The sequence below is a fragment of the Exiguobacterium sp. s142 genome (genome assembly GCF_018618455.1).
Classification (GTDB): domain Bacteria; phylum Bacillota; class Bacilli; order Exiguobacteriales; family Exiguobacteriaceae; genus Exiguobacterium; species Exiguobacterium aurantiacum_A.
The window spans coordinates 1-19295 of the sequence record NZ_JACSMB010000028.1 but is presented as its reverse complement, the minus strand read 5'-3'; the positions used below and the strand labels follow the sequence as shown (position 1 = coordinate 19295).

Genomic DNA, 19295 nt, shown 5'->3' with positions numbered 1-19295 from the left:
GCCGAAAGTAGTTGGGGGTCTCCCCCTGTGAGGATAGGACGTTGCCAGGCCATATGAAGGACGACCAAGCACATGCTTGGTCGTCTTTTTCTATTTCTAAAACCGATTATTATTGGCTTGGCCTTCCGATAACGTGGACATTTTCCGAATGATTTGAGAAGGATTCAACAGGAATGAACACAATTCTGAACTTTCTGAACATCGTGAATTGAATTGCACTTTCGAGCCATACCTGTTACCATTACAGAAATATTTCGAAACAAAGATTCGGGTCCGATAGAGAAAGGGGCAATCGATTTTTATGTGGGAAAACAAGTTTGCAAAAGAAGGATTAACGTTTGATGACGTCTTACTCGTACCACGGTTTTCAAATGTCTTGCCAAGAGATGTAAGTCTGAGCACGAAGCTATGTGAAGGGCTTGAGTTAAACATTCCAGTCATCAGCGCTGGTATGGACACAGTGACGGAAGCACCGATGGCGATCGCCATGGCGCGTCAAGGTGGTCTTGGCGTCATCCACAAAAACATGTCGATGGAAATGCAAGCAGAGAATGTCGACCGTGTGAAACGTTCGGAGAATGGAGTCATTACGAACCCATTTTATTTGACGCCAGAGCGCCAAATTTATGATGCCGAGTATTTAATGAGTAAATACCGCATTTCCGGTGTCCCAATCGTCAATTCTGAACAAGAACGGAAATTGATCGGTATTTTGACTAACCGTGACCTTCGCTTCATCAGAGACTACTCGACTGTGATCGAAGACGTCATGACGACAGAAAATCTTGTCACTGCAAAAGTTGGAACTTCTCTTGAAGAAGCAGAGCGAATTCTGCACCAACACCGCATCGAGAAGTTACCACTCGTCGACGATGCCGGCGTTTTAAAGGGCTTGATCACGACGAAAGATATCGAGAAGGTTGAGCAATTCCCTCACGCTGCGAAAGACAAACAAGGGCGTCTTCTTGTGGCGGCAGCTGTCGGGGTAACAAAAGACGCTGCTTCGCGTGCTCAAATCCTTGTCGATGCAGGCGTGGATGCGCTCGTTGTCGATACAGCACACGGCCACTCGGCTGGTGTCATCGAGAAAGTGAAAGAACTGCGTGATTTGTTCCCGACACTTCCAATCATCGCTGGTAACGTGGCGACGGCAGAAGCGACACGTGCTTTGATCGAGGCCGGCGCTTCAGTCATTAAAGTCGGAATCGGTCCGGGTTCGATTTGTACGACACGGGTTGTTGCCGGAGTCGGTGTCCCTCAAATCACGGCAGTCTATGACTGCGTGACAGAAGCGCGGGAGCACGGTGTCACGGTCATCGCTGACGGTGGAATCAAGTACTCGGGCGACATCGTCAAGGCAATCGCTGCTGGCGCAAGCGCTGTCATGCTTGGCAGCCTGCTCGCCGGTGTAAAAGAGAGTCCAGGCGAGATGGAGATCTATCAAGGTCGTCAGTTTAAGACGTATCGCGGTATGGGATCGGAAGCTTCGATGAAGCGAGGCAGTCAAGACCGTTACTTCCAAGAAGCGGATAAAAAATTCGTCCCAGAAGGCATTGAAGGACGCGTCGCTTACCGAGGCGAGCTGGCCGACACGGTGTATCAACTCATTGGTGGCCTCCGTTCAGGAATGGGCTATTGCGGCGCTGCCGACATTCGAGCATTGCGAGAAGATACGCAGTTCATTCGAATGACTGGAGCCGGCCTGCAAGAAAGCCACCCACACGATGTGCACATTACAAAAGAAGCACCAAACTATTCACGTTAACAAATAAGCCGTTGTCTCCTGAAAAGGGACAACGGCTTTTTGCTGATCATTTTTTAGCTTTAGAGACGAGGATGACCGTACCGCCTTGATCTTGCGCTGGTAGGTTCACGGTCACCTTGCCGTCGCGCTTGACGACGTATGTCCGTCCGCTATAGCGGTCGACGAGCACTGTGTTCTGTTTGTGCTTTGTTTCGAACGTCGCCGTTTGAGCCGACTCTTTCGTGTTCAATCCAATGAGAATAGACTCTTTGCCGTAAACCCGTTCAAAAATCGAATAACCGGTGCTCGAACCGCCGGCAACGACCGAACGTGTTCCTTTGCTGAACACTTTTGAATAGTCCGCGCGAATGTTGAGCAACTTTTGATAGTGGGCGTGCATGTCTTTGCCTTCACCGTTCACCCGTTTCCAGTCAAAGTCGTAACGGTTTTCGTTAAACTCGCCTTTGTCCATGTCTAAGGCATGTTTCCCAGATTGACCGATCTCTTCTCCATAGTAGATGACCGGTTGCCCTTTCGCCGTCATTTGGAGCGAGGCTGCGACCATATGCTTACCTTCATCGCCGCCAGCACGAGAGATGAGGAAGCCATCTTCATCGTGGCTGCTGAGGAACTGGCCGAGTGTCGCTTCGTTTGAGAGTTGGGTGTTCCGGTATTGAAGAGCGCTCTCGACCCCATCAATGTTCCCGTTGATGAAATTTTCCGCTTGGTACTTGAAGTCGAAATCAAGCAACGAATCCATCTGGCCGCTCCGGAGATAGCCGCCTGTGTTGTTCACACTCGCCCCGTAATGCTCACCAATCATTTTAAAGTCTGGCTTGAGCGCTGTCAGTTCATTCTTAAACGATTTCCATGTCGTCGCATCCACATGCTTGACCGTATCGACACGGAAGTAATCAATCGTGTTTCCTTGTTTCGTCTTCGAACGCTTGATCCAGTCAGTCTGCCATTTGACGAGTTGTTCACGGACGGCAGCTTCCTCTGTCTTAAAGTCAGGAAGGCCGGAGAGCGACATTTTCAAATCGTCCCCGTCGACAGGCGTGTCACGAATCATGCCTTTAAAGGCATCACGTTCCTTGTTCGTAGGGAAATTCGTCGCCCCTGTGCTGTCGGCGCCTGGTTCCATTCCGTAGCCTGGGTGGTTCAAGACGACGTCGACCATGATCTTGATGCCGCGTGCGTGGGCCGCATCGATCAGGCGATGGAACGCCTGCATGTCTCCGAGATGTTCATCAAGTTTCTCGAAGTTTTTGGCCCAGTAACCGTGATAGCCGTATTGAGAGCCATCTTTACCGTAGCGGAGATCCCAATCGATATTATCGACGATCGGGGTGATCCAAATCGTGTTGATCCCGAGCTTGTCGAGATAGTCGAGTTTTTTCGTGATCCCGGCGAAATCGCCGCCGTGATACGACTCGAGATAATCTTGGTCATAATATTCACCGTTCGGATTATTGTTCGTCTTGTCGCCATCGTGGAAACGGTCCGTCAACATGAAGTAGATCCGGGCTTCGTCCCAGTCAAACGCTTGCTTGTCTTTCATCGTGACCGGTCGGACGTTTACGGAAGCCGTCGTTTTATGGACGTTGCCATATTGATCCACGGCCGTGATCGTCAACGTTTTGTTACCTGGCTTGATCGTATCTTTGACTGCGATCGTCTGTTTATTGAGCGCCGGATCGATTGAAAGTTTAGCCGGTCCACCAAGCGGGCGGGCATCGATATAGAGTTCACGAAGCGTCACGCCTTCTGGTAGCGTCGGTTTGACGTGAACGACGGCATTCTCCCGCGAACTGATCGCTTTCGGTGCGATCGAAGACGTGAGTTTGACGGCCGGACGACGGTATTCGACGGTTGACGCTTCAAAATAGGGATCCGTCACTTCGGTCGTGACGCCGTCTTTTGTGACGAGGAACGTATAGTCATGCGTCCCTTCCGGAAGACGGACGGTATGACGGTACCATTCGTTCTTGTCTTCATACGTCATCGGATAGGTCACGCCATTCACGTTTAAGGCGACACGGTCGAGTTGATCGAGCTGTCCTGCCTCGTACAAGTCTTTGTCCCGATAGAAGAACGTGACGGTCCCGTCCTCGAACACCGGTCCTTGAATGGTTGGGACTTGATGGAAGGCGCCTTGGCCGCTCGCGACGACGACTTTCGTGACACGATCATTTCCGAGTTTCACGTAACGGTCTTCACCGTAAGCGTCCTTGACCGCCCAATCGGTTCCTTTACGGATGACAAATCCGACGTTCGTCGCATCTTTCCCGACCGGAATCCGGAAAATGGCGCCGTCTTCCGTAATTTTGTAGGGATCCACTTGTCCATCTTTTGCCCCGGTGCTCCACGTCCACAAGTTCCAATCGGTATAGTCTTGATCGGCGCGGACGTACAGCATTTCGATGTACCGCTGCGTCTTCCATGGATCAGCCAGCTCCGTGACGGTCTTGAACGAAGTCGTCAGCGCGGGTAGCGTCGTGGTCGATAGATTACCTTTGACGGCCCCGGCTGGCAATGTGGCCGTGTATGTTTGACTGAGTCCGAGTTTGCTCGTCGGCGTGACAGTCACGGTCGAACCGTTTGCTTCGGCAGTGAACGGGACGGCCGTCTCTCCGCTCATCAAGCTGACATTTGAGGCGTCTAACGTCACCGGTTCATTGAACGTCCAGGTGATGGGAGCAGATACGTCGGCATCTACAGACTGATTCGCCGGGTCGACGTTCGTTACTTCAAGCTGCGTCACCGTCTCGACGCCGCTGAGCGTATAGGCCGGGCTGTACACAGATTGAGTCGACGGGTTGGCCGAGACGTTCCAGCTGTCAGCTAGTTTGTTAGATCCGTTGCTCGGAATCGTATCGAACGCACCGTGTTCACCGGCATTATTTCCGCTGAGGACGGTGAGAGCACGGACCGTGTCGTCATTTTTTAAACCGAGCAGCGACAACGGGATTTTCCCTTCGAATCCTGTCGTCCGGTCGAGGGCGAACGAAGCACCGTTCAAGTTTGCCAAGTTCGCGAGCGGGGTCGTCTTCCCAGCTTCATAGAGCGCGGCTTCTTTGACAGACTTGTCCCCATCGACACGAAGTAAAATGTGATACTGTGGTTTTTTGTCTGTTTGACTAAAGTTGAACGGATAACCGAGTGGGTTCGTGGTGACGCCAGAATCTTCATCGTTCACTTGGAGGGCGATGTTTATGTATTGGCCGTTGTCGCCCCAGTTCGGGACGTTGAACGCATCGACATAGAAGTACAGGTTCGTTTTGTCATTTTGAAGATAAAGATTGCCGAGATCGAAGCCTTGCCAACCAACATCTGCCGATGACGCCAGCGCCGAGACGTCTGTCCAATCGGTTTTATTCCCATCGACTGCCACCGTCGTCGGTTCGGCCAAGACGTTCACCGGGACACCGGCTTGAATGAGCAGGACAGAAGATAAGAGTAATGTCGTCGTACGTCGTGCCGTATTGTTCTTCTTCATGAGAGCACCTCTTTCGTAAAATAGGTCGTCTACAGGGCAACGGATTGTCAATTTTGTGCAAACGGTTCCAGAAATAGTTTAGCCGATTATGTAAGCGCTCACAATATGTTTTTTGAAAAACAATAAAACGTCCTTCGTGTGGAAGGACGCTCAGTTAGAGATATAAGGTGTTGTCTGCACGAGCTCTCCCTTGACGATTAATCGTTCTGTCGCATCGAACGTGCACGTGATCAAGGTAATGGTCGCATCTGTCGTCTCGTCAAGCACGTCGATCCGTGTCGGGGGAACGGTCTCGAGTGAATCCGTCCGGTATTGATACGTGTTCGTCAAATCGGTCACGTAAATCATCGTTCCCGTCTTGAGCGTATGGAGCGGTCCGAACAAGGCTGTCGGACTTTGGGTGTAATGACCGGCTAGTGCGTAATTCCCACGCCCCATCTGTTGGGAAGCGCGCATCGTACCAGCCCCGACTGCCAAATTCTCATTGTCGAGACCGTACAAAATTGGTAATTCTAAATCGATATCTGGAATCGTGATCATGCCGATTGTCGGCAAATCATGAAATCGATTGCGCACATTTAACAAGTCGTCCCACGATAACGGTTCGACCGTTTCGAAGTCGAATTCGCCCCGATCCGGCTGTTGGAGTTGAATCGCTTCAGTCACACGTTTGCTGTTCGAGGTGGCGACACGGTCTTTCCACCATGACTCGGTCAAAAAGAGGCTACCGATCAAGAAACAGACGATGCCGATGACGTAGCGTGAGCGTCTGATCATTGTTTCATCGCGAGGTTTTCCCATATGGCCCTCCCTTCCCGATATTCCAACAGGCCATCAACTGGTCAATCGCCGTTTGTAACGTCGCTTCAGGCAGGGCGGCGAAACCAAACAGCAGTTGCGGTCTCGTGTCGCGTGAATTGATACGATAGTCGGCCATCGCCTTGATACGAATGCCTGACTGTTCAGCGAGTTGCTTCAATTGCTCGCTAGTTTGTGCTGTATCGACCGAGAGGACGATGTGGAGACCAGCGCTGGCGCCAGTGATTGTGACGAGCGGCTCGTATGGTTTGAACGCCGTGATCACGGTCTCAAGTTTGCGGCGGTACGTTTTGCGCATCCGGTTCAAATGTTTCTCGAAATCGCCGCTCGCCATAAACTCGGTTAGCGTATGTTGCTCGAAACGCGGCACGCTGCAGGTGAAATGGCGATACCGTTCCCGATAGCGGTTTAACAGTGGGGGCGGAAGCACCATGTAGCCGATGCGGAGCGAAGGCATGAGCGACTTCGAAAACGTGCTCAAATAAACGACACGTTCGTTTTGATCCATGCTTTGCAACGAAGGAATCGGTTTGCCGCTGTAACGAAACTCGCTATCGTAATCATCTTCAATGATGTACGTTTGCCGCTCGGACGCCCAGTTGAGGAGGCGCTGGCGACGGCTGACGGACAGGATTGTACCGGTCGGGAACTGATGGGCCGGGGTCACATAAATCGCATCGATTGCCTCTGCCTCGAGTCGATCGACAAGGACCCCGCTGTCGTCGACAGGGAGCGGGACGTAGCTTCGATTTTGGTGTTCGAACAGCTGTCGCGTTAGCGGATAGCCCGGGTCTTCAATCCCGAACGTCGTCGCGTCGGTGAGCAAGTCGAGCAGTTGAGGCAACAATTGCTCGGTCCCAGAACCGACGATGATCTGCTCGGGCGAACAATGAACGCCACGGGAGTGATACAAGTACGTGGCGATTTCTTGGCGGAGCACGAGGTCGCCTTGCACCGACCCGAGTGCGAGCAGTTCATGATTCTCCTCGGCGACGACTTGTTTCAAGTGACGGCGCCAACGTTCGAACGGGAATGCGGTCGTATCGATCTGACTCGGGTATAAGTCGAACGTGTATGTTTTTTTCGTCGGAAGCGGTTCGATCGTGCTGGTGCCACGCCTGACGTACAGCTCTTCTTGCGGCAAGACGTAAAACCCTTTCCGTGGCAGCGACTCGATATATCCTTCAGCAAGCAGCTGGGCGTAAGCGAGCTCGACCGTCGTTTGCGAGACGTCCAAAAATTGGCCGAGCTTCCGTTTTGACGGCAGTTTCGTCCCGGTCATGAGCGTATCGTCGACGATCGCTTGCCGGATGTGTAAATAGAGCTGTTCATAAAGCGGGGTGCTCGATTCGGGCTCGAGCGAGAATGTGAGCATATCCATAAGTTGTCCTCTCTTCTGTCAGCCGAAGAAAACATAGAGCACGAATCCGATGACGAGAATGAACGAAATCAGTCCAGGCTTCCCGTAAAAGGAACGGTTTTCCGCTTGATCTCGCGGGTCCCATTGGTCCATAAAACATTCCTCCCTTATACGTAATAAGATTCGAGGAAACGAGCATGAACCCTTCTCTTAAAACTGACCACTTTAAAAAATATAAAACTGGCACTTTCAATATAGTCAAATCAATCTATACTTGCAAGTAGACTAGCTTAATGGAGGCGATTTATATGGAAAAGAGACAAGTAGGGACAGATAAAGTCAAACGTGGAATGGCCGAAATGCAAAAAGGTGGCGTCATCATGGACGTCATCAACGCTGAACAGGCGAAGATTGCTGAAGCAGCAGGAGCCGTGGCAGTCATGGCGCTCGAGCGCGTACCATCAGACATTCGTAAAATGGGTGGCGTCGCCCGGATGGCAGACCCGACAATCATCGAAGATGTCATGGGAGCGGTATCTGTACCGGTCATGGCGAAATGCCGCATCGGACATATCGCCGAAGCCCGTGTCCTTGAATCGATGGGGGTCGATTTCATCGACGAGAGCGAAGTGTTGACACCGGCCGATGAAGAGTTCCATCTTTACAAGCGTGATTACAATGCGCCGTTCGTCTGCGGAGCGCGTGACCTCGGAGAAGCTTCACGCCGCATCGGTGAAGGTGCAGCGATGATCCGGACAAAAGGTGAGCCGGGGACAGGAAACATCGTCGAAGCGGTTCGTCACATGCGTACCGTCCAAGCACAAGTGAAACGCTTGCTTTCAATGAGCATCGATGAAGTGATGACAGAAGCGCGCGACCTTGGTGCCCCGTTCGAAGTGCTCATGCAAATTCGTGAAGCGGGCCGTCTTCCGGTCGTCAACTTCGCAGCAGGTGGTATCGCGACGCCGGCAGACGCAGCACTCATGATGCACCTCGGTGCGGACGGCGTCTTCGTCGGATCAGGTATCTTCAAAGCAGAGAACCCAGAGAAATTTGCCCGTGCCATCGTTGAAGCGACGACATACCATGACGACTACGAGCGAATCGCTCACTTGTCAAAAGGTCTTGGCGAAGCGATGAAAGGACTCGACGTCCGCACGCTCAAACCAGAAGAGCTCATGGCGCCGCGAGGTTGGTAAGATGACGACGATCGGTGTACTCGGAATGCAAGGTGCGATTCGTGAACACGTCCGCATGCTCGAGGCGCTCGGTGCAGATACGCTCGTCGTCCGTTCGGTCGATGACTTGGACCGCATCGACGGACTCGTCTTGCCAGGCGGGGAGAGCACGGCGATGCGTCGTCTGCTCGACCGCTATGACCTGCTCGAACCGCTTCGTGCGAACACATCGTTGCCGATGTTCGGCACATGTGCCGGACTGATTTTACTCGCGACCGAAGTGGAAGGGTATGATGCCCACCTTCGCAAAATCCCGATGACCGTCAAGCGCAACGCGTTCGGACGTCAAGTCGACAGTTTCGAGGTCGATTTACCGGTCAAAGGAATCGATGACACGGTTGAAGCAGTATTCATCCGGGCCCCGCAAGTAGCAACGGTTGACGCTAACGTTGAAGTCCTCGCCGAGGTCGAAGAAGCGATCGTTGCAGTACGCTACGACAAATATGTTGCCTGTTCGTTCCATCCAGAACTGACGGATGACTTGTCGATGCACCGCTACTTCTTAGAAATCGTCAAGGCGACGAAGCATCAACTCGCATGAGTCGAAGACTCCCTGTAACTAGGGGGTCTTTTTCTGCTACACTGTAACGAGACACGTACAGAAAGGGGCAAGACTGTGAAAGATAAATGGATTGTATCGGTGCTCATATGCGCTGTCCTTATAACTATTGTTTTTCCGATGAACGCTTCAGCAGCGCCTAAAGTCGAAGCGAGCGGTGCGATGCTCGTCGATATGACGACCGGGCAGGTTCTTTTTTCGAAAGATGAAGATGCGATGCTCCCACCGGCGTCGATCACAAAGCTGATGACCACTTTCCTCGTTCGGGAGGCAGTCGAGTCAGGAGAACTGAGTTGGAACGAAGAAGTGACGCCGAGTGAAGCGGCATTGGCCTTGACGCGTAAACCAGGGCTCGCCCGCATCCCGCTCGTCAATAAACCGTATACAGTCAAGGAACTATATGACGTGGCGCTCATCCGCTCGGCGAACGAGGCCGCGGTGACACTGTCCGAGGCGGTGGCGGGGTCGGAAGAAGCGTTCGTTCAACAGATGAACGAACGGGCAACCGAGCTCGGCATGACCCAGACGACGTTCGCGAACGTCTCGGGACTAGATTCTGTATCAGCAGGTCGTCCAGGAGAAAACTTGACGTCGGCGAATGATTTGATGAGGCTCGCGCTCGCCTACTTGACGAAATTTCCGGATGTGCTCGACGTGACGAAGCGAGCGTATGTCGACATTGACGGCGTCAGATTCGAAGCGACGAATCGGATGCTTTCAGGCCGCGATTTGGCGTATCCAGGGATGCTCGGTTTTAAGACGGGCACGACGGATGACGCCGGTTATTGCTTCATCGGCGTATCGACACGAGATGGTCGGACCGTGCTCTCCGTCGTCCTTGGGGCCGAGACGGACAACGGGCGCTATGAGGCGACGAAAGCACTTCATGAGTTCGCTTATCGCGACTTTGTCATGACACCGATTTTACGGACCGGAGAAATCGTGCCGGAGAATGTATTCGTCGCCGAGGGAGAAGTTGAAACGGTAGCTGCGCGGACGACAGCGGCGTTCGAAGTGCTCGTCGAGAAAGGACAAGCCGTCCCTGAACCAGTCTATGACCTTCCGGACACGAAAGCACCGGTCGCAGTCGATCAACAAGTCGGGACGGTCACGATTGAACCTTCAGAGAGCGTCCGCTATCTTGACGGCGAGAGTCCGCCGACAGGAACACTTGTGACTGCCGAATCAGTCGAGACCGCTTCATTTTTGACTCGGATGAGCCGGGCCTTCGCAGACTTTTTAGAGGAGGTTCGACTCGTCCTAGGAAAACTGAGTCTTGTCGATAGAGTCGAGATGTTGTAAAGTAAGATTAATTCAATGACAGATGCAACGATGAGGAAAAGTACGTTACAGTCATCTACTTACAGAGAGCTAGTGGTTGGTGCAAACTAGTGGGACGACGTAACTGAATCGGCCTCGGAGCATTGACTTGGAAACAAGTCACGTCACGCACACGTTACGTGCATCGAGTGGCCTAGTTTTAGGCAACGAGGGTGGCAACGCGGATCCAAGGTGGTTCGTCCCTTTCCTACGGGAAAGGGGCGTGCCACCTTTTTTATGCGAAAAAGGAGGAACTAGTTATGTTAGACATCAAACGATTACGTCAAGATTTTGAAGGGATTAAAACCAAGCTCGCCCAACGCGGTGAAGACTTGAGTGCGCTCGACCGTTTCCCGGAGTTAGAAGAGAAACGCCGGGACCTCATCAACGAGGTCGATGTGAAGAAAGCAAAACGAAATGAAGCGACGAAACAAATCGCTGAGCTCAAGCGCAACAAGCAAGACGCGGAAGCACCGATCCTTGAAACACGCCGACTTGGTGATGAGATCAAGTTGCTCGACGAGGAATTACGTGAAGTGGAAGCCGAGTTGAACATGATTCTCCTCAGCATCCCGAACATCCCGCATGAATCAACGCCGATCGGTGAAACAGAAGACGACAACGTCACGATCCGCGAAGTCGGAACGAAGCCCGAGTTCGATTTTGAGATGAAACAGCATTGGGACGTGATGGAAGACTTGAAAATTGTCGACGTCGAACGCGCCGGTAAAGTGACGGGAAGCCGTTTCGTCTTCTATAAAGGATTAGGTGCTCGCTTAGAACGGGCGTTGATCAACTTCATGATGGATATGCATGCCGATGAGCACGGCTATTCTGAAGTGCTCCCACCGTACATGGTTAACCGTGACGCGATGACAGGGACGGGTCAGTTGCCTAAATTTGAAGAAGATGCGTTCAAAGTGGCCGACACGAATTACTTCCTCGTCCCGACAGCGGAAGTACCGGTGACAAACATGCACCGTGATGAGATTATCGCTGAAGCGAACTTGCCGATCATGTATACAGCTTACAGCGCTTGCTTCCGTTCAGAAGCGGGATCTGCCGGTCGTGACACACGCGGTCTCATCCGTCAGCATCAGTTCAACAAAGTCGAGCTCGTCCGCTTCGTCAAACCGGAAGAGTCTTACGAGCAACTCGAGTTGTTGACAGGACACGCGGAAGAAGTGTTGAAACGCCTCGGTCTTCCGTATCAAGTACTCAGCATGTGCACAGCCGACCTCGGTTTCACCGCAGCGAAGAAGTACGATATTGAAGTATGGATGCCGGCTCAAGGTGTATATCGCGAGATCTCATCTTGCTCAAACTTCGAGGACTTCCAAGCGCGTCGTGCCGGGATCCGCTTCCGTCGTGATGTGAATGCCAAACCGGAGTTCGTGCATACACTCAACGGTTCAGGGCTTGCCGTCGGTCGGACCGTCGCCGCGATTTTAGAGAACTTCCAACAAGCCGATGGATCTGTCGTCATCCCAGAAGCGCTGCGTCCATACATGGGCGGAATTGAAAAAATTGAACTTCCCCGTTAAACGAGGAATGGCCTATCCGAACGTATCATTCCGGATAGGCTTTTTTTTAAATGTTTTTTTACAAAAGGGTTTGACATCTGCTTGCTGAGTTGGTACTATAAATCATGTCGAGCGAGATGTTTGTTCGTCAACTGCATATGAGCCGTGGAGGTGTACCCAAGTGGTTTAAGGGAACGGTCTTGAAAACCGTCAGGGGTGTAACAGCCCGCGTGGGTTCGAATCCCACCACCTCTTCCATTTTTATTTAGAGGCTCAACAATTGCATACATCGTGGAGGTGTACCCAAGTGGTTTAAGGGAACGGTCTTGAAAACCGTCAGGGGTGTAACAGCCCGCGTGGGTTCGAATCCCACCACCTCTTCCACTTTCTTTTTTTTTACACTTTTTTCAGCTTGGAGTTGTACCCAAGCCCGGCTGAAGGGGACGGACTCGAAATCCGTTAGGAGTCGTAAGGCTCGCGTGGGTTCGAATCCCACCAACTCCGCTTTTTAGGCGTCTGCACAGGCAGATGCGTTTTTTTTTGTCGTAGACTACGGTCTGCGGCTTTTTTTGTTTATGGCGAAACAGCGAAAAGCGGCTAATCTCAGCTTGAATCGGGAATCTTAATAAGGTAGAGACTGGTGGCGCGTTAGAAAGGAGAGGAGCGTCATGGACTGGATTGAAGCGTATGTCGATGAAGTGGTCAGGCATGTCCCGCCGAAGCGGAGAGACGAAGCTGCCGTTGCTATTCGAGAGGATATCGAAGCGAAGCTGCCGGATCAGCCGACCGAGACGGAAGTGAAGCGCGTGCTCGAACAGATGGGGCATCCGGCCATCGTTGCTGCGCGTTATAAAGACGGCCAGTATTTGATTGGACCTAAGTTTTTCCCGATGTATGTCAATGTGGTCAAGCTCGTCGTCCCGATCGTGATGGCTGTAGTCTTCTTCGGTTTGCTCATGGCGAGCATCCCGACATTCTCGGGACCGGCCATGCCGACAATCGGAATCTTTCTCACGAATTTGTTCGACACGTTATGGGACGTTGGGATTCAACTCGTCTTTTGGATCACGCTCGTCTTCTTTTTGATTGAGCGTTACGCGCCGAGCGATGCGGTCGCCCCTGACATGAGTTGGAATGTGTCCACATTGCGTGATCGGGACCGCGGGGGACGGATCAGTAAATTGGATGCCGGATTCGGATTGTTCTTTACGGCGGTTTGGTTCGGGGTGTATTTGAACGCCGAGCGGTTTCTCGGGATTTATGAGTCGACAGGGGAAGGTTTTTCGATGATTGTCCCGATTTTTAATCAATCGTTCTTGTTTGAAGTGGTCTGGTTGTTCTTAGCCGTCATTTTGCTTCAAGTCGTCCTCGGTGTTTGGAAATGGGTGAAAGGACGTTGGACGTATGCACTCGCCTCGTTCAATTTGATCTATAACGTGGCCTCAGCCGCCTTTATCATTTGGATGGCGGGTTCGTCGCGCTTGTTCGACCCGCGCTTTATCGACTGGGTCGGACTAAATGTCCCGAACGACGTGTTCTCGTTCGGGTGGGTGTTCGGATTGGTCGTGGCCATCACGATTCTGGCGGCTGTGTTTGATACGATTGACGGGTACCGGAAGGCTTGGAAAACACCGACACATCGAAAACGCCCGATTGCCCAGCCGTAAAAAAAGATGATGCCTCGCTTTTGAGCGGGGCATCATCTTTTTATCTTACTTTTGCTTCACGAGCGACTGTCAATTGTTTCCCGATTTTTTCAAGAATGAGTTCAACTGAATCCGGATCGTTAATCAAGTCATATTCTTCAATTGATAGACGAAGTACCGGGCACAAGTTGAAGTTGTTGATCCATTCCGTGTAGCGGGCGTACATTTCTTCCCAATACGCGATCGGTGTTTGTTGTTCCATCTCACGGCCACGCAGTTGAATGCGGTCGAGCACTTGCTCGAATGAGCCTTCGAGATAGATCAGTAGATCAGGGTGTGGGAAGAACGGCGTGAGCACCATCGCTTCGAACAGGCTTGAGTACGTCTCGTAATCTGTCGGCGACATCGTGCCTTTTTCATAGTGCATCTTCGCGAAGATGCCTGTATCTTCATAAATCGAACGGTCTTGAATGAAGCCGCCGCCGTATTGGAAGATTTTCTTCTGTTCTTTGAACCGCTCTGCCAAGAAGTAGATTTGAAGATGGAAGCTCCAACGCTCAAAATCATGATAGAATTTATCGAGATAGGGGTTCGTGTCCACTTTCTCGAGAGAAGTGCGGAAATTGAGGGCGTCGGCAAGCGAGTTCGTGATTGTCGATTTACCGATTCCGACCATTCCACCGATCGTAATGATCGTGTCATTCGGAATGTTATATTTTTCATTCAGGGTCATTTTAGTTGGGCTCCTTTAGTCAATTCTAGTTCGCGTTCAATCGTCGTGAGAACGTGCGTCAAATCGTCCGGGTTTTGGACAAAATCAAGTTCGTCTCCGCTGAACGAAAGAATCGTCACTTCGGGGTGAGTCGCACGGTACGATTCGACAAACGTTTCGTAATCCCGGGCGAGTTGTTCGAGGTAGTCGCGAGACATGTTCTCTTCTACTTCACGTCCACGCAACGCTACGCGTTTCATAAGCGTCTCGATACTGGCGTGCAAGTAGATGACGACATCGGGTTTCGGCATATCATGTGTCAAAATCTTATAGATTTGCTCATACTTGTTCAAGTGGGCTGGTCTCAGCGAACGGTGGGCAAAAATCAAGTTCTTGAAAATATGATAGTCTGAAACGACGGATTGCTGTTGGCTCAAGTGGTGTTTGTGGATATCGTCTAATTGCTTAAATCGATTGCATAAGAAGAACATTTCCGTTTGGAAACTCCATTCTTCGATATCTTCATAAAACTTGCCGAGAAATGGGTTTTCTTCTACAATTTCATTCAGCATCTGCATTGAAAAGTGCTGACTGATGATATGGGCCAGTGACGTTTTCCCGACACCAATCGGTCCCTCTACCGTTATAAACATATGATGTCATCCTCCATTATCCAAAGTGCAAGTTCCATTCTAGCACACAATGAAGAAGATAGGGCGAGCGAAATGATTTTCATTTTTTTTCATACTATGTGACAAGAAACGGGGTGTTAATATGGAACGAGATGAACGATTTATGAGGCTCGCCATCGCCGAAGCAAAGAAGGCGGAAGCAATCGGGGAAGTCCCGATCGGTTGTGTCATCGTTAAAGGAGAAGACGTGATCGCGACCGGCTATAACCGGCGTGAAACGGATTTATTGGCGGCGGCGCATGCCGAGATGATTGCGATTGAATCAGCGAATACGGTACTCGGTAACTGGCGGCTTGAAGACTGTGAACTGTTCGTGACGTTAGAGCCTTGTCCGATGTGCGCGGGTGCGATCATCCTCTCGCGCGTGAAGCGTGTCGTGTTTGGTGCCCGCGATCCCAAAGGCGGATGTTGCGGGACACTCATGAACCTTCTTCAAGACGATCGGTTCAATCATCAAGCTGAAGTGACCGAAAACGTTTTAGCAGAAGAATGTGGAGAGCTACTAACAACCTTCTTCCGCGGCCTTCGAGAACGGAAGAAGCAGGCTCGGCTTGAACAGAGAGGTTGCAACACATCTGATTAAACAGTATAATGTAATAGCACTCGAAGAAGTGCTTAACTTCATTTACCCATTTGCCGTGCTAGGCGGGGAGGTAGCGGTGCCCTGTAACTCGCAATCCGCTATAGCGAGACTGAATTCCGATTCGAGGAAGTGCATTGGTGTGGCCCGTCCTCGTGTAAGTGGCGTTGACGTCTGAGTCCTGCGCAACGGTCACCCATGAACCAGGTCAGGTCCGGAAGGAAGCAGCCTTAAGTGGTGACGTACCGTGTGCCGCAGGGGTGCTTGGGCCGAGCAAACTGCATGAGTAACGCACATTGACGTGCTTTCAGAAATCGGTGCGCGGCAGATTTATTTAATAACTTTAATCTACGGCCCCAGGGTTGTAGATTTTTTTGTATGATGAAATAAAAGATGAAACGATGAAAGGAGGCGGGGACATGGCGTATCAAGCATTGTATCGGGTCTATCGTCCGCAGTCATTCCAAGAGGTAGTCGGTCAAATACACATCACACGCACGATTCAAAATGCGTTACTCGAAGAACGGATGTCACACGCTTATTTATTCTCTGGTCCGCGAGGTACGGGGAAGACGAGCCTCGCGAAGATTATCGCGAAGGCAATCAACTGCGAAACGGCGCCGACGAGGGAACCGTGTAATACGTGCCCGACCTGTGTGGCGATTACGGAAGGGACGAGCCCGGACGTATTCGAAATCGATGCCGCTTCAAACAACGGGGTCGATGAGATCCGCGAAATTCGAGACAAGGTCAAGTATCCGCCTTCGCAAGCGCGTTATAAAGTGTACATTATCGATGAAGTGCATATGCTTTCGACAGGGGCGTTCAATGCACTATTGAAAACGTTGGAAGAACCCCCACCCCATGCGATCTTCATTTTAGCGACGACGGAGCCCCATAAGATTCCGGCGACCATCATCTCACGTTGCCAACGTTTCGATGTGAAGCGGCATGAAGTCGGTCAACTCCAGACACGAATGGCTTACATTTTGAACGACCAAGATTATGACTATGATCCAGAAGCGCTTAAACTGATTGCCCGTGCCGCTGACGGTGGGATGCGTGATGCATTGAGCCTGCTTGACCAAGCGCTTGCGTTCAGTGACGGCCGTTTGACGGAAGAGGCAGTGCTCGAAGTGACGGGTGCGGTTACGGATGACGCTCTCCTTGATATGGCCTATGGATTGCAACAGAGACAACTCGATCAAATTCTGAAGACGCTTGAGACGATGTTGCGTGAAGGGAAGGACTTGAAACGGTTTATCGAAGATCTCGTGTTCGTGCACCGTGATGCCCTTCTATTAAAAGCATCTCCACAAGCGGTGGACTTACTAGAGCGAGCCCGTCCGAACGAGACGTTCCGCCAATTCGTGGAAACGACCTCGACGGACGAGCTGTTTCAAGTGATCGAAGAATTGAATGAGTGTCAGCAACAAATGCGCTTATCCAACCATCCGAAAGTGTTGGTCGAGCTGACGTTCATTCGCATCGCTGAACAAGGACGAACGATGACCGAGCAAATGAAGCAACTTCAAGACCAAGTACGTGAATTGAGTCGTGAGTTGAATGAAGTGAAGAAAAATGGGGTAGCGGTCACAGAGGCCGCTGCCGAGAAGCCGAAAGTGATGAAGCGGACGCAAGTTCGTGTTCCGAAAGAGCGGATCCGCCAGTTGTTGCAACGGGCTGAGCGGCAGCATTTGAATGCAATCCGTGATAGTTGGGAAGACATTATGGTCAACATCCGCACGGTGGACGGCCCGATTTTCGCGCTGTTCTATGAGAGTGAAGCTGTTCTTTGTGCAAGTGACACCTTACTGGTACAATTTAAAGATGGGATGACATGGCACTACGAGCAGGTCAGTTCAAACGGCCGGACCCGCGATGTGATCGAGCAAGCGTTGTTTGAAGTGACGGGGATCCGTCGAGAAATCATGGCCGTGCTCGAGAGCGATTGGGTCGAGTTAAAAAACGAATTCATCCTTCGTAAACAATCCGAACGTTCAGACCATAAAGAAGAAGAGAAGGTCGAAGAAGACCCGCTCATTGTTCAAGCTGTCGAACGATTTGGGGATGTCGTTGAAATCGAAGAAGTTTAAAAGGAGGCGCTCGATATGCGTGGAATGGGAAACATGAACAACATGATGAAGCAGATGCAGAAAATGCAAAAAGATATGGCGAAAGCGCAAGAAGAGTTGAAAGACTTGACGGTTGAAGGCACAGCCGGAGGCGGGATGGTCAAAGTGATCGTCAGTGGCCACAAAGAAGTAATGGATATCATCATCGCGGAAGAAGCGGTCGACCCAGATGACGTCGATATGTTGCAAGACCTTGTTTTAGCTGCTGTCAATGACGCCATGAAACAAGCCGACCAACTCGTCAACGATAAGATGGGACGTTTTACGCAAGGGATGAACCTTCCAGGTTTTTAAGTGAAGAAAGGAAAGATGCGAGTTGCAATACCCTGAAGCAATCGGACGCTTGATTGAAAGCTTTACAAAGTTGCCAGGAATTGGTCCGAAAACTGCCATCCGGCTAGCGTTCCATGTATTAGATATGGAAGAGGACGATGTATTGACGTTCGCCAAGGCGCTTGTCAGTGCGAAGCGTGATATTAAATACTGTACAGTGTGTGGACATATTACGGACGTCGATCCGTGTGCGATCTGTAAAGATTCGCACCGAGATGAAACGATCATCTGTGTCGTGCAAGATTCACGAGACGTCATTGCAATGGAGAAGATGCGGGAATATCGAGGGAAGTATCATGTGTTACATGGGGCGATTAGCCCGATGGAAGGGATTGGACCTGAAGATATTAACGTATCGAGTTTGCTGACGCGTCTGCAAGAGAACGAAGCGGTCAGTGAAGTGATTTTGGCGACCAACCCGAACATTGAAGGGGAAGCTACGTCGATGTATCTATCGAGACTGCTCAAACCGACCGGGATTAAAGTGACGCGTCTGGCGCACGGACTTCCTGTCGGGGGCGATTTAGAGTATGCGGATGAAGTAACCCTCTCCCGGGCGATGGAAGGTCGCCGAGAACTATGAGGTGGTTTCGCAAACCTTTGCGGGATAGTTATGATCAACGGTTCCTAAGAGAACTGTTAGATGCGAAGGCGAAGTACGAAACGAAGCGCCACATGCTTGAAGTGAGCGTTGAAGACACTGGTGAACTGGCTGCCCAAGTGAAGCAGGCTGAAGCACTATACTTTTTTTATCTAAAAGAAGCAAAGCGACGACAAGTGTCCCTTTCTAATTTACGAACTTGAGACGAGGCGAAAGTCTCGTCTTTTTTTCTCTATATAATGAAGGAACTGGGGAGAGAAACGTCGCAGACTATAAAAAAACAAAGAATGTTTCTTGTTTTTAAAGTTTTTTTAATAAAGCTATTGCGTAGTTAAAGTTTTATTGATATATTAATAGACGTCGCCGAGAGCGAATGAAAAAATAATCTTTAAAAAGTTATTGACCATTTGGTTGAAACTTGTTAAGATATCTAAGTCGCCAAAGTGCGGCAGACGAACTTTGAAAACTGAACGATGAGGCAAAAAAAGTTTTACAAGTTTTGATTGAAGCGCAAGCTTCGTCATTTTCAAGAGC

At 50.9% G+C, this 19295-nt stretch carries 17 protein-coding genes, 3 tRNA genes, 1 other RNA gene and 1 other annotated feature; of the genes, 15 read left to right on the top strand and 6 right to left on the bottom strand.

Features of this window, described 5'->3' with window-relative positions:
- Nucleotides 1-301 precede the first annotated feature (301 nt).
- Entirely contained in the window at nucleotides 302-1765 is a 1464-nt protein-coding gene (gene guaB / locus KNP77_RS15305; RefSeq protein WP_070329510.1) for an IMP dehydrogenase, read from the top strand.
- A 46-nt stretch (nucleotides 1766-1811) separates the two neighbouring features.
- Here the strand turns inward: guaB and KNP77_RS15300 are convergent, their stop codons facing one another.
- The 3 genes from KNP77_RS15300 to pdxR form a co-directional block, all read right to left on the bottom strand.
- Complete coding sequence (locus KNP77_RS15300; protein ID WP_214891626.1) at nucleotides 1812-5243, bottom strand: alpha-amylase family glycosyl hydrolase; 3432 nt, start codon at nucleotides 5241-5243, stop codon at nucleotides 1812-1814.
- A 150-nt stretch (nucleotides 5244-5393) separates the two neighbouring features.
- Nucleotides 5394-6020, bottom strand: coding sequence for a class A sortase (locus KNP77_RS15295; protein ID WP_251139123.1), 627 nt, complete (start codon nucleotides 6018-6020; stop codon nucleotides 5394-5396).
- 4 nt (nucleotides 6021-6024) lie between these two features.
- On the bottom strand, nucleotides 6025-7443 hold the full coding sequence (pdxR, locus tag KNP77_RS15290; RefSeq protein ID WP_214891622.1) for a MocR-like pyridoxine biosynthesis transcription factor PdxR: 1419 nt from the start codon (nucleotides 7441-7443) through the stop codon (nucleotides 6025-6027).
- Between the two features lie 287 nt (nucleotides 7444-7730).
- Between pdxR and pdxS the strand changes: the two genes are divergently transcribed.
- The 8 genes from pdxS to KNP77_RS15250 all read left to right on the top strand — a co-directional run bounded on the left by pdxS (nucleotide 7731) and on the right by KNP77_RS15250 (nucleotide 13729).
- Nucleotides 7731-8621, top strand: coding sequence for a pyridoxal 5'-phosphate synthase lyase subunit PdxS (gene pdxS / locus KNP77_RS15285; protein WP_070329506.1), 891 nt, complete (start codon nucleotides 7731-7733; stop codon nucleotides 8619-8621).
- Nucleotide 8622: 1 nt separating this feature from the next.
- Complete coding sequence (gene pdxT / locus KNP77_RS15280) at nucleotides 8623-9201, top strand: pyridoxal 5'-phosphate synthase glutaminase subunit PdxT (protein ID WP_214891620.1); 579 nt, start codon at nucleotides 8623-8625, stop codon at nucleotides 9199-9201.
- Between the two features lie 138 nt (nucleotides 9202-9339).
- Nucleotides 9340-10521 (top strand): D-alanyl-D-alanine carboxypeptidase family protein, encoded by a 1182-nt coding sequence (locus KNP77_RS15275; RefSeq protein ID WP_131466540.1) that lies wholly within the window; start codon nucleotides 9340-9342, stop codon nucleotides 10519-10521.
- Between the two features lie 18 nt (nucleotides 10522-10539).
- Nucleotides 10540-10747: a binding site (T-box leader), on the top strand.
- 52 nt (nucleotides 10748-10799) lie between these two features.
- On the top strand, nucleotides 10800-12083 hold the full coding sequence (gene serS / locus KNP77_RS15270; protein WP_214891618.1) for a serine--tRNA ligase: 1284 nt from the start codon (nucleotides 10800-10802) through the stop codon (nucleotides 12081-12083).
- A gap of 146 nt (nucleotides 12084-12229) precedes the next feature.
- Nucleotides 12230-12320: transfer RNA gene (locus tag KNP77_RS15265), tRNA-Ser, on the top strand.
- A gap of 35 nt (nucleotides 12321-12355) precedes the next feature.
- Nucleotides 12356-12446, top strand: a tRNA-Ser gene (locus KNP77_RS15260).
- A 30-nt stretch (nucleotides 12447-12476) separates the two neighbouring features.
- Nucleotides 12477-12566, top strand: a tRNA-Ser gene (locus KNP77_RS15255).
- A 164-nt stretch (nucleotides 12567-12730) separates the two neighbouring features.
- Entirely contained in the window at nucleotides 12731-13729 is a 999-nt protein-coding gene (locus KNP77_RS15250; protein WP_214891616.1) for a hypothetical protein, read from the top strand.
- Nucleotides 13730-13769: 40 nt separating this feature from the next.
- Here KNP77_RS15250 and KNP77_RS15245 read toward each other — a convergent pair whose 3' ends face one another.
- Together KNP77_RS15245 and KNP77_RS15240 are read right to left on the bottom strand one after the other, a co-directional pair.
- A complete protein-coding gene (locus tag KNP77_RS15245; RefSeq protein WP_016510587.1) occupies nucleotides 13770-14441 on the bottom strand; it encodes a deoxynucleoside kinase in 672 nt (223 codons plus the stop codon).
- Complete coding sequence (locus KNP77_RS15240) at nucleotides 14438-15073, bottom strand: deoxynucleoside kinase (protein ID WP_070329502.1); 636 nt, start codon at nucleotides 15071-15073, stop codon at nucleotides 14438-14440. Before KNP77_RS15240 ends, KNP77_RS15245 begins: the two co-directional genes overlap by 4 nt.
- A 121-nt stretch (nucleotides 15074-15194) precedes the next feature.
- Between KNP77_RS15240 and tadA the strand changes: the two genes are divergently transcribed.
- The 6 genes from tadA (at nucleotide 15195) to KNP77_RS15210 (ending at nucleotide 18964) form a co-directional block, all read left to right on the top strand.
- Nucleotides 15195-15695, top strand: coding sequence for a tRNA adenosine(34) deaminase TadA (tadA, locus tag KNP77_RS15235; RefSeq protein WP_131441745.1), 501 nt, complete (start codon nucleotides 15195-15197; stop codon nucleotides 15693-15695).
- Between the two features lie 53 nt (nucleotides 15696-15748).
- Nucleotides 15749-16017: signal recognition particle sRNA large type (gene ffs, locus KNP77_RS15230), an RNA gene on the top strand.
- Nucleotides 16018-16111: 94 nt separating this feature from the next.
- On the top strand, nucleotides 16112-17788 hold the full coding sequence (dnaX, locus tag KNP77_RS15225; RefSeq protein ID WP_214891614.1) for a DNA polymerase III subunit gamma/tau: 1677 nt from the start codon (nucleotides 16112-16114) through the stop codon (nucleotides 17786-17788).
- A 15-nt stretch (nucleotides 17789-17803) separates the two neighbouring features.
- The gene (locus tag KNP77_RS15220) at nucleotides 17804-18121 is read left to right on the top strand and encodes a YbaB/EbfC family nucleoid-associated protein (protein ID WP_035386845.1); all 318 of its coding nucleotides are present in this window, start codon (nucleotides 17804-17806) and stop codon (nucleotides 18119-18121) included.
- A 22-nt stretch (nucleotides 18122-18143) separates the two neighbouring features.
- On the top strand, nucleotides 18144-18743 hold the full coding sequence (recR, locus tag KNP77_RS15215; RefSeq protein WP_070329500.1) for a recombination mediator RecR: 600 nt from the start codon (nucleotides 18144-18146) through the stop codon (nucleotides 18741-18743).
- Nucleotides 18744-18760: 17 nt separating this feature from the next.
- Nucleotides 18761-18964, top strand: a complete 204-nt coding sequence (locus tag KNP77_RS15210; protein WP_236633568.1) for a YaaL family protein — start codon at nucleotides 18761-18763, stop codon at nucleotides 18962-18964.
- Nucleotides 18965-19111: 147 nt separating this feature from the next.
- Here KNP77_RS15210 and KNP77_RS15205 read toward each other — a convergent pair.
- The coding region (locus tag KNP77_RS15205) for a hypothetical protein (protein WP_214891612.1) at nucleotides 19112-19295 on the bottom strand (184 nt) is incomplete at its 5' end.

Coding starts and splice junctions, on each gene's coding strand:
- pdxS (WP_070329506.1), top strand. CDS start 7,731: ATGGAAAAGAGACAAGTAGGGACAGATAAAGTCAAACGTGGAATGGCC.
- guaB (WP_070329510.1), top strand. CDS start 302: ATGTGGGAAAACAAGTTTGCAAAAGAAGGATTAACGTTTGATGACGTC.
- tadA (WP_131441745.1), top strand. CDS start 15,195: ATGGAACGAGATGAACGATTTATGAGGCTCGCCATCGCCGAAGCAAAG.
- KNP77_RS15295 (WP_251139123.1), bottom strand. CDS start 6,020: ATGATCAGACGCTCACGCTACGTCATCGGCATCGTCTGTTTCTTGATC.
- pdxT (WP_214891620.1), top strand. CDS start 8,623: ATGACGACGATCGGTGTACTCGGAATGCAAGGTGCGATTCGTGAACAC.
- KNP77_RS15300 (WP_214891626.1), bottom strand. CDS start 5,243: ATGAAGAAGAACAATACGGCACGACGTACGACGACATTACTCTTATCT.
- serS (WP_214891618.1), top strand. CDS start 10,800: ATGTTAGACATCAAACGATTACGTCAAGATTTTGAAGGGATTAAAACC.
- dnaX (WP_214891614.1), top strand. CDS start 16,112: ATGGCGTATCAAGCATTGTATCGGGTCTATCGTCCGCAGTCATTCCAA.
- KNP77_RS15220 (WP_035386845.1), top strand. CDS start 17,804: ATGCGTGGAATGGGAAACATGAACAACATGATGAAGCAGATGCAGAAA.
- KNP77_RS15240 (WP_070329502.1), bottom strand. CDS start 15,073: ATGTTTATAACGGTAGAGGGACCGATTGGTGTCGGGAAAACGTCACTG.
- KNP77_RS15245 (WP_016510587.1), bottom strand. CDS start 14,441: ATGACCCTGAATGAAAAATATAACATTCCGAATGACACGATCATTACG.
- pdxR (WP_214891622.1), bottom strand. CDS start 7,443: ATGGATATGCTCACATTCTCGCTCGAGCCCGAATCGAGCACCCCGCTT.
- KNP77_RS15250 (WP_214891616.1), top strand. CDS start 12,731: ATGGACTGGATTGAAGCGTATGTCGATGAAGTGGTCAGGCATGTCCCG.
- KNP77_RS15275 (WP_131466540.1), top strand. CDS start 9,340: ATGAACGCTTCAGCAGCGCCTAAAGTCGAAGCGAGCGGTGCGATGCTC.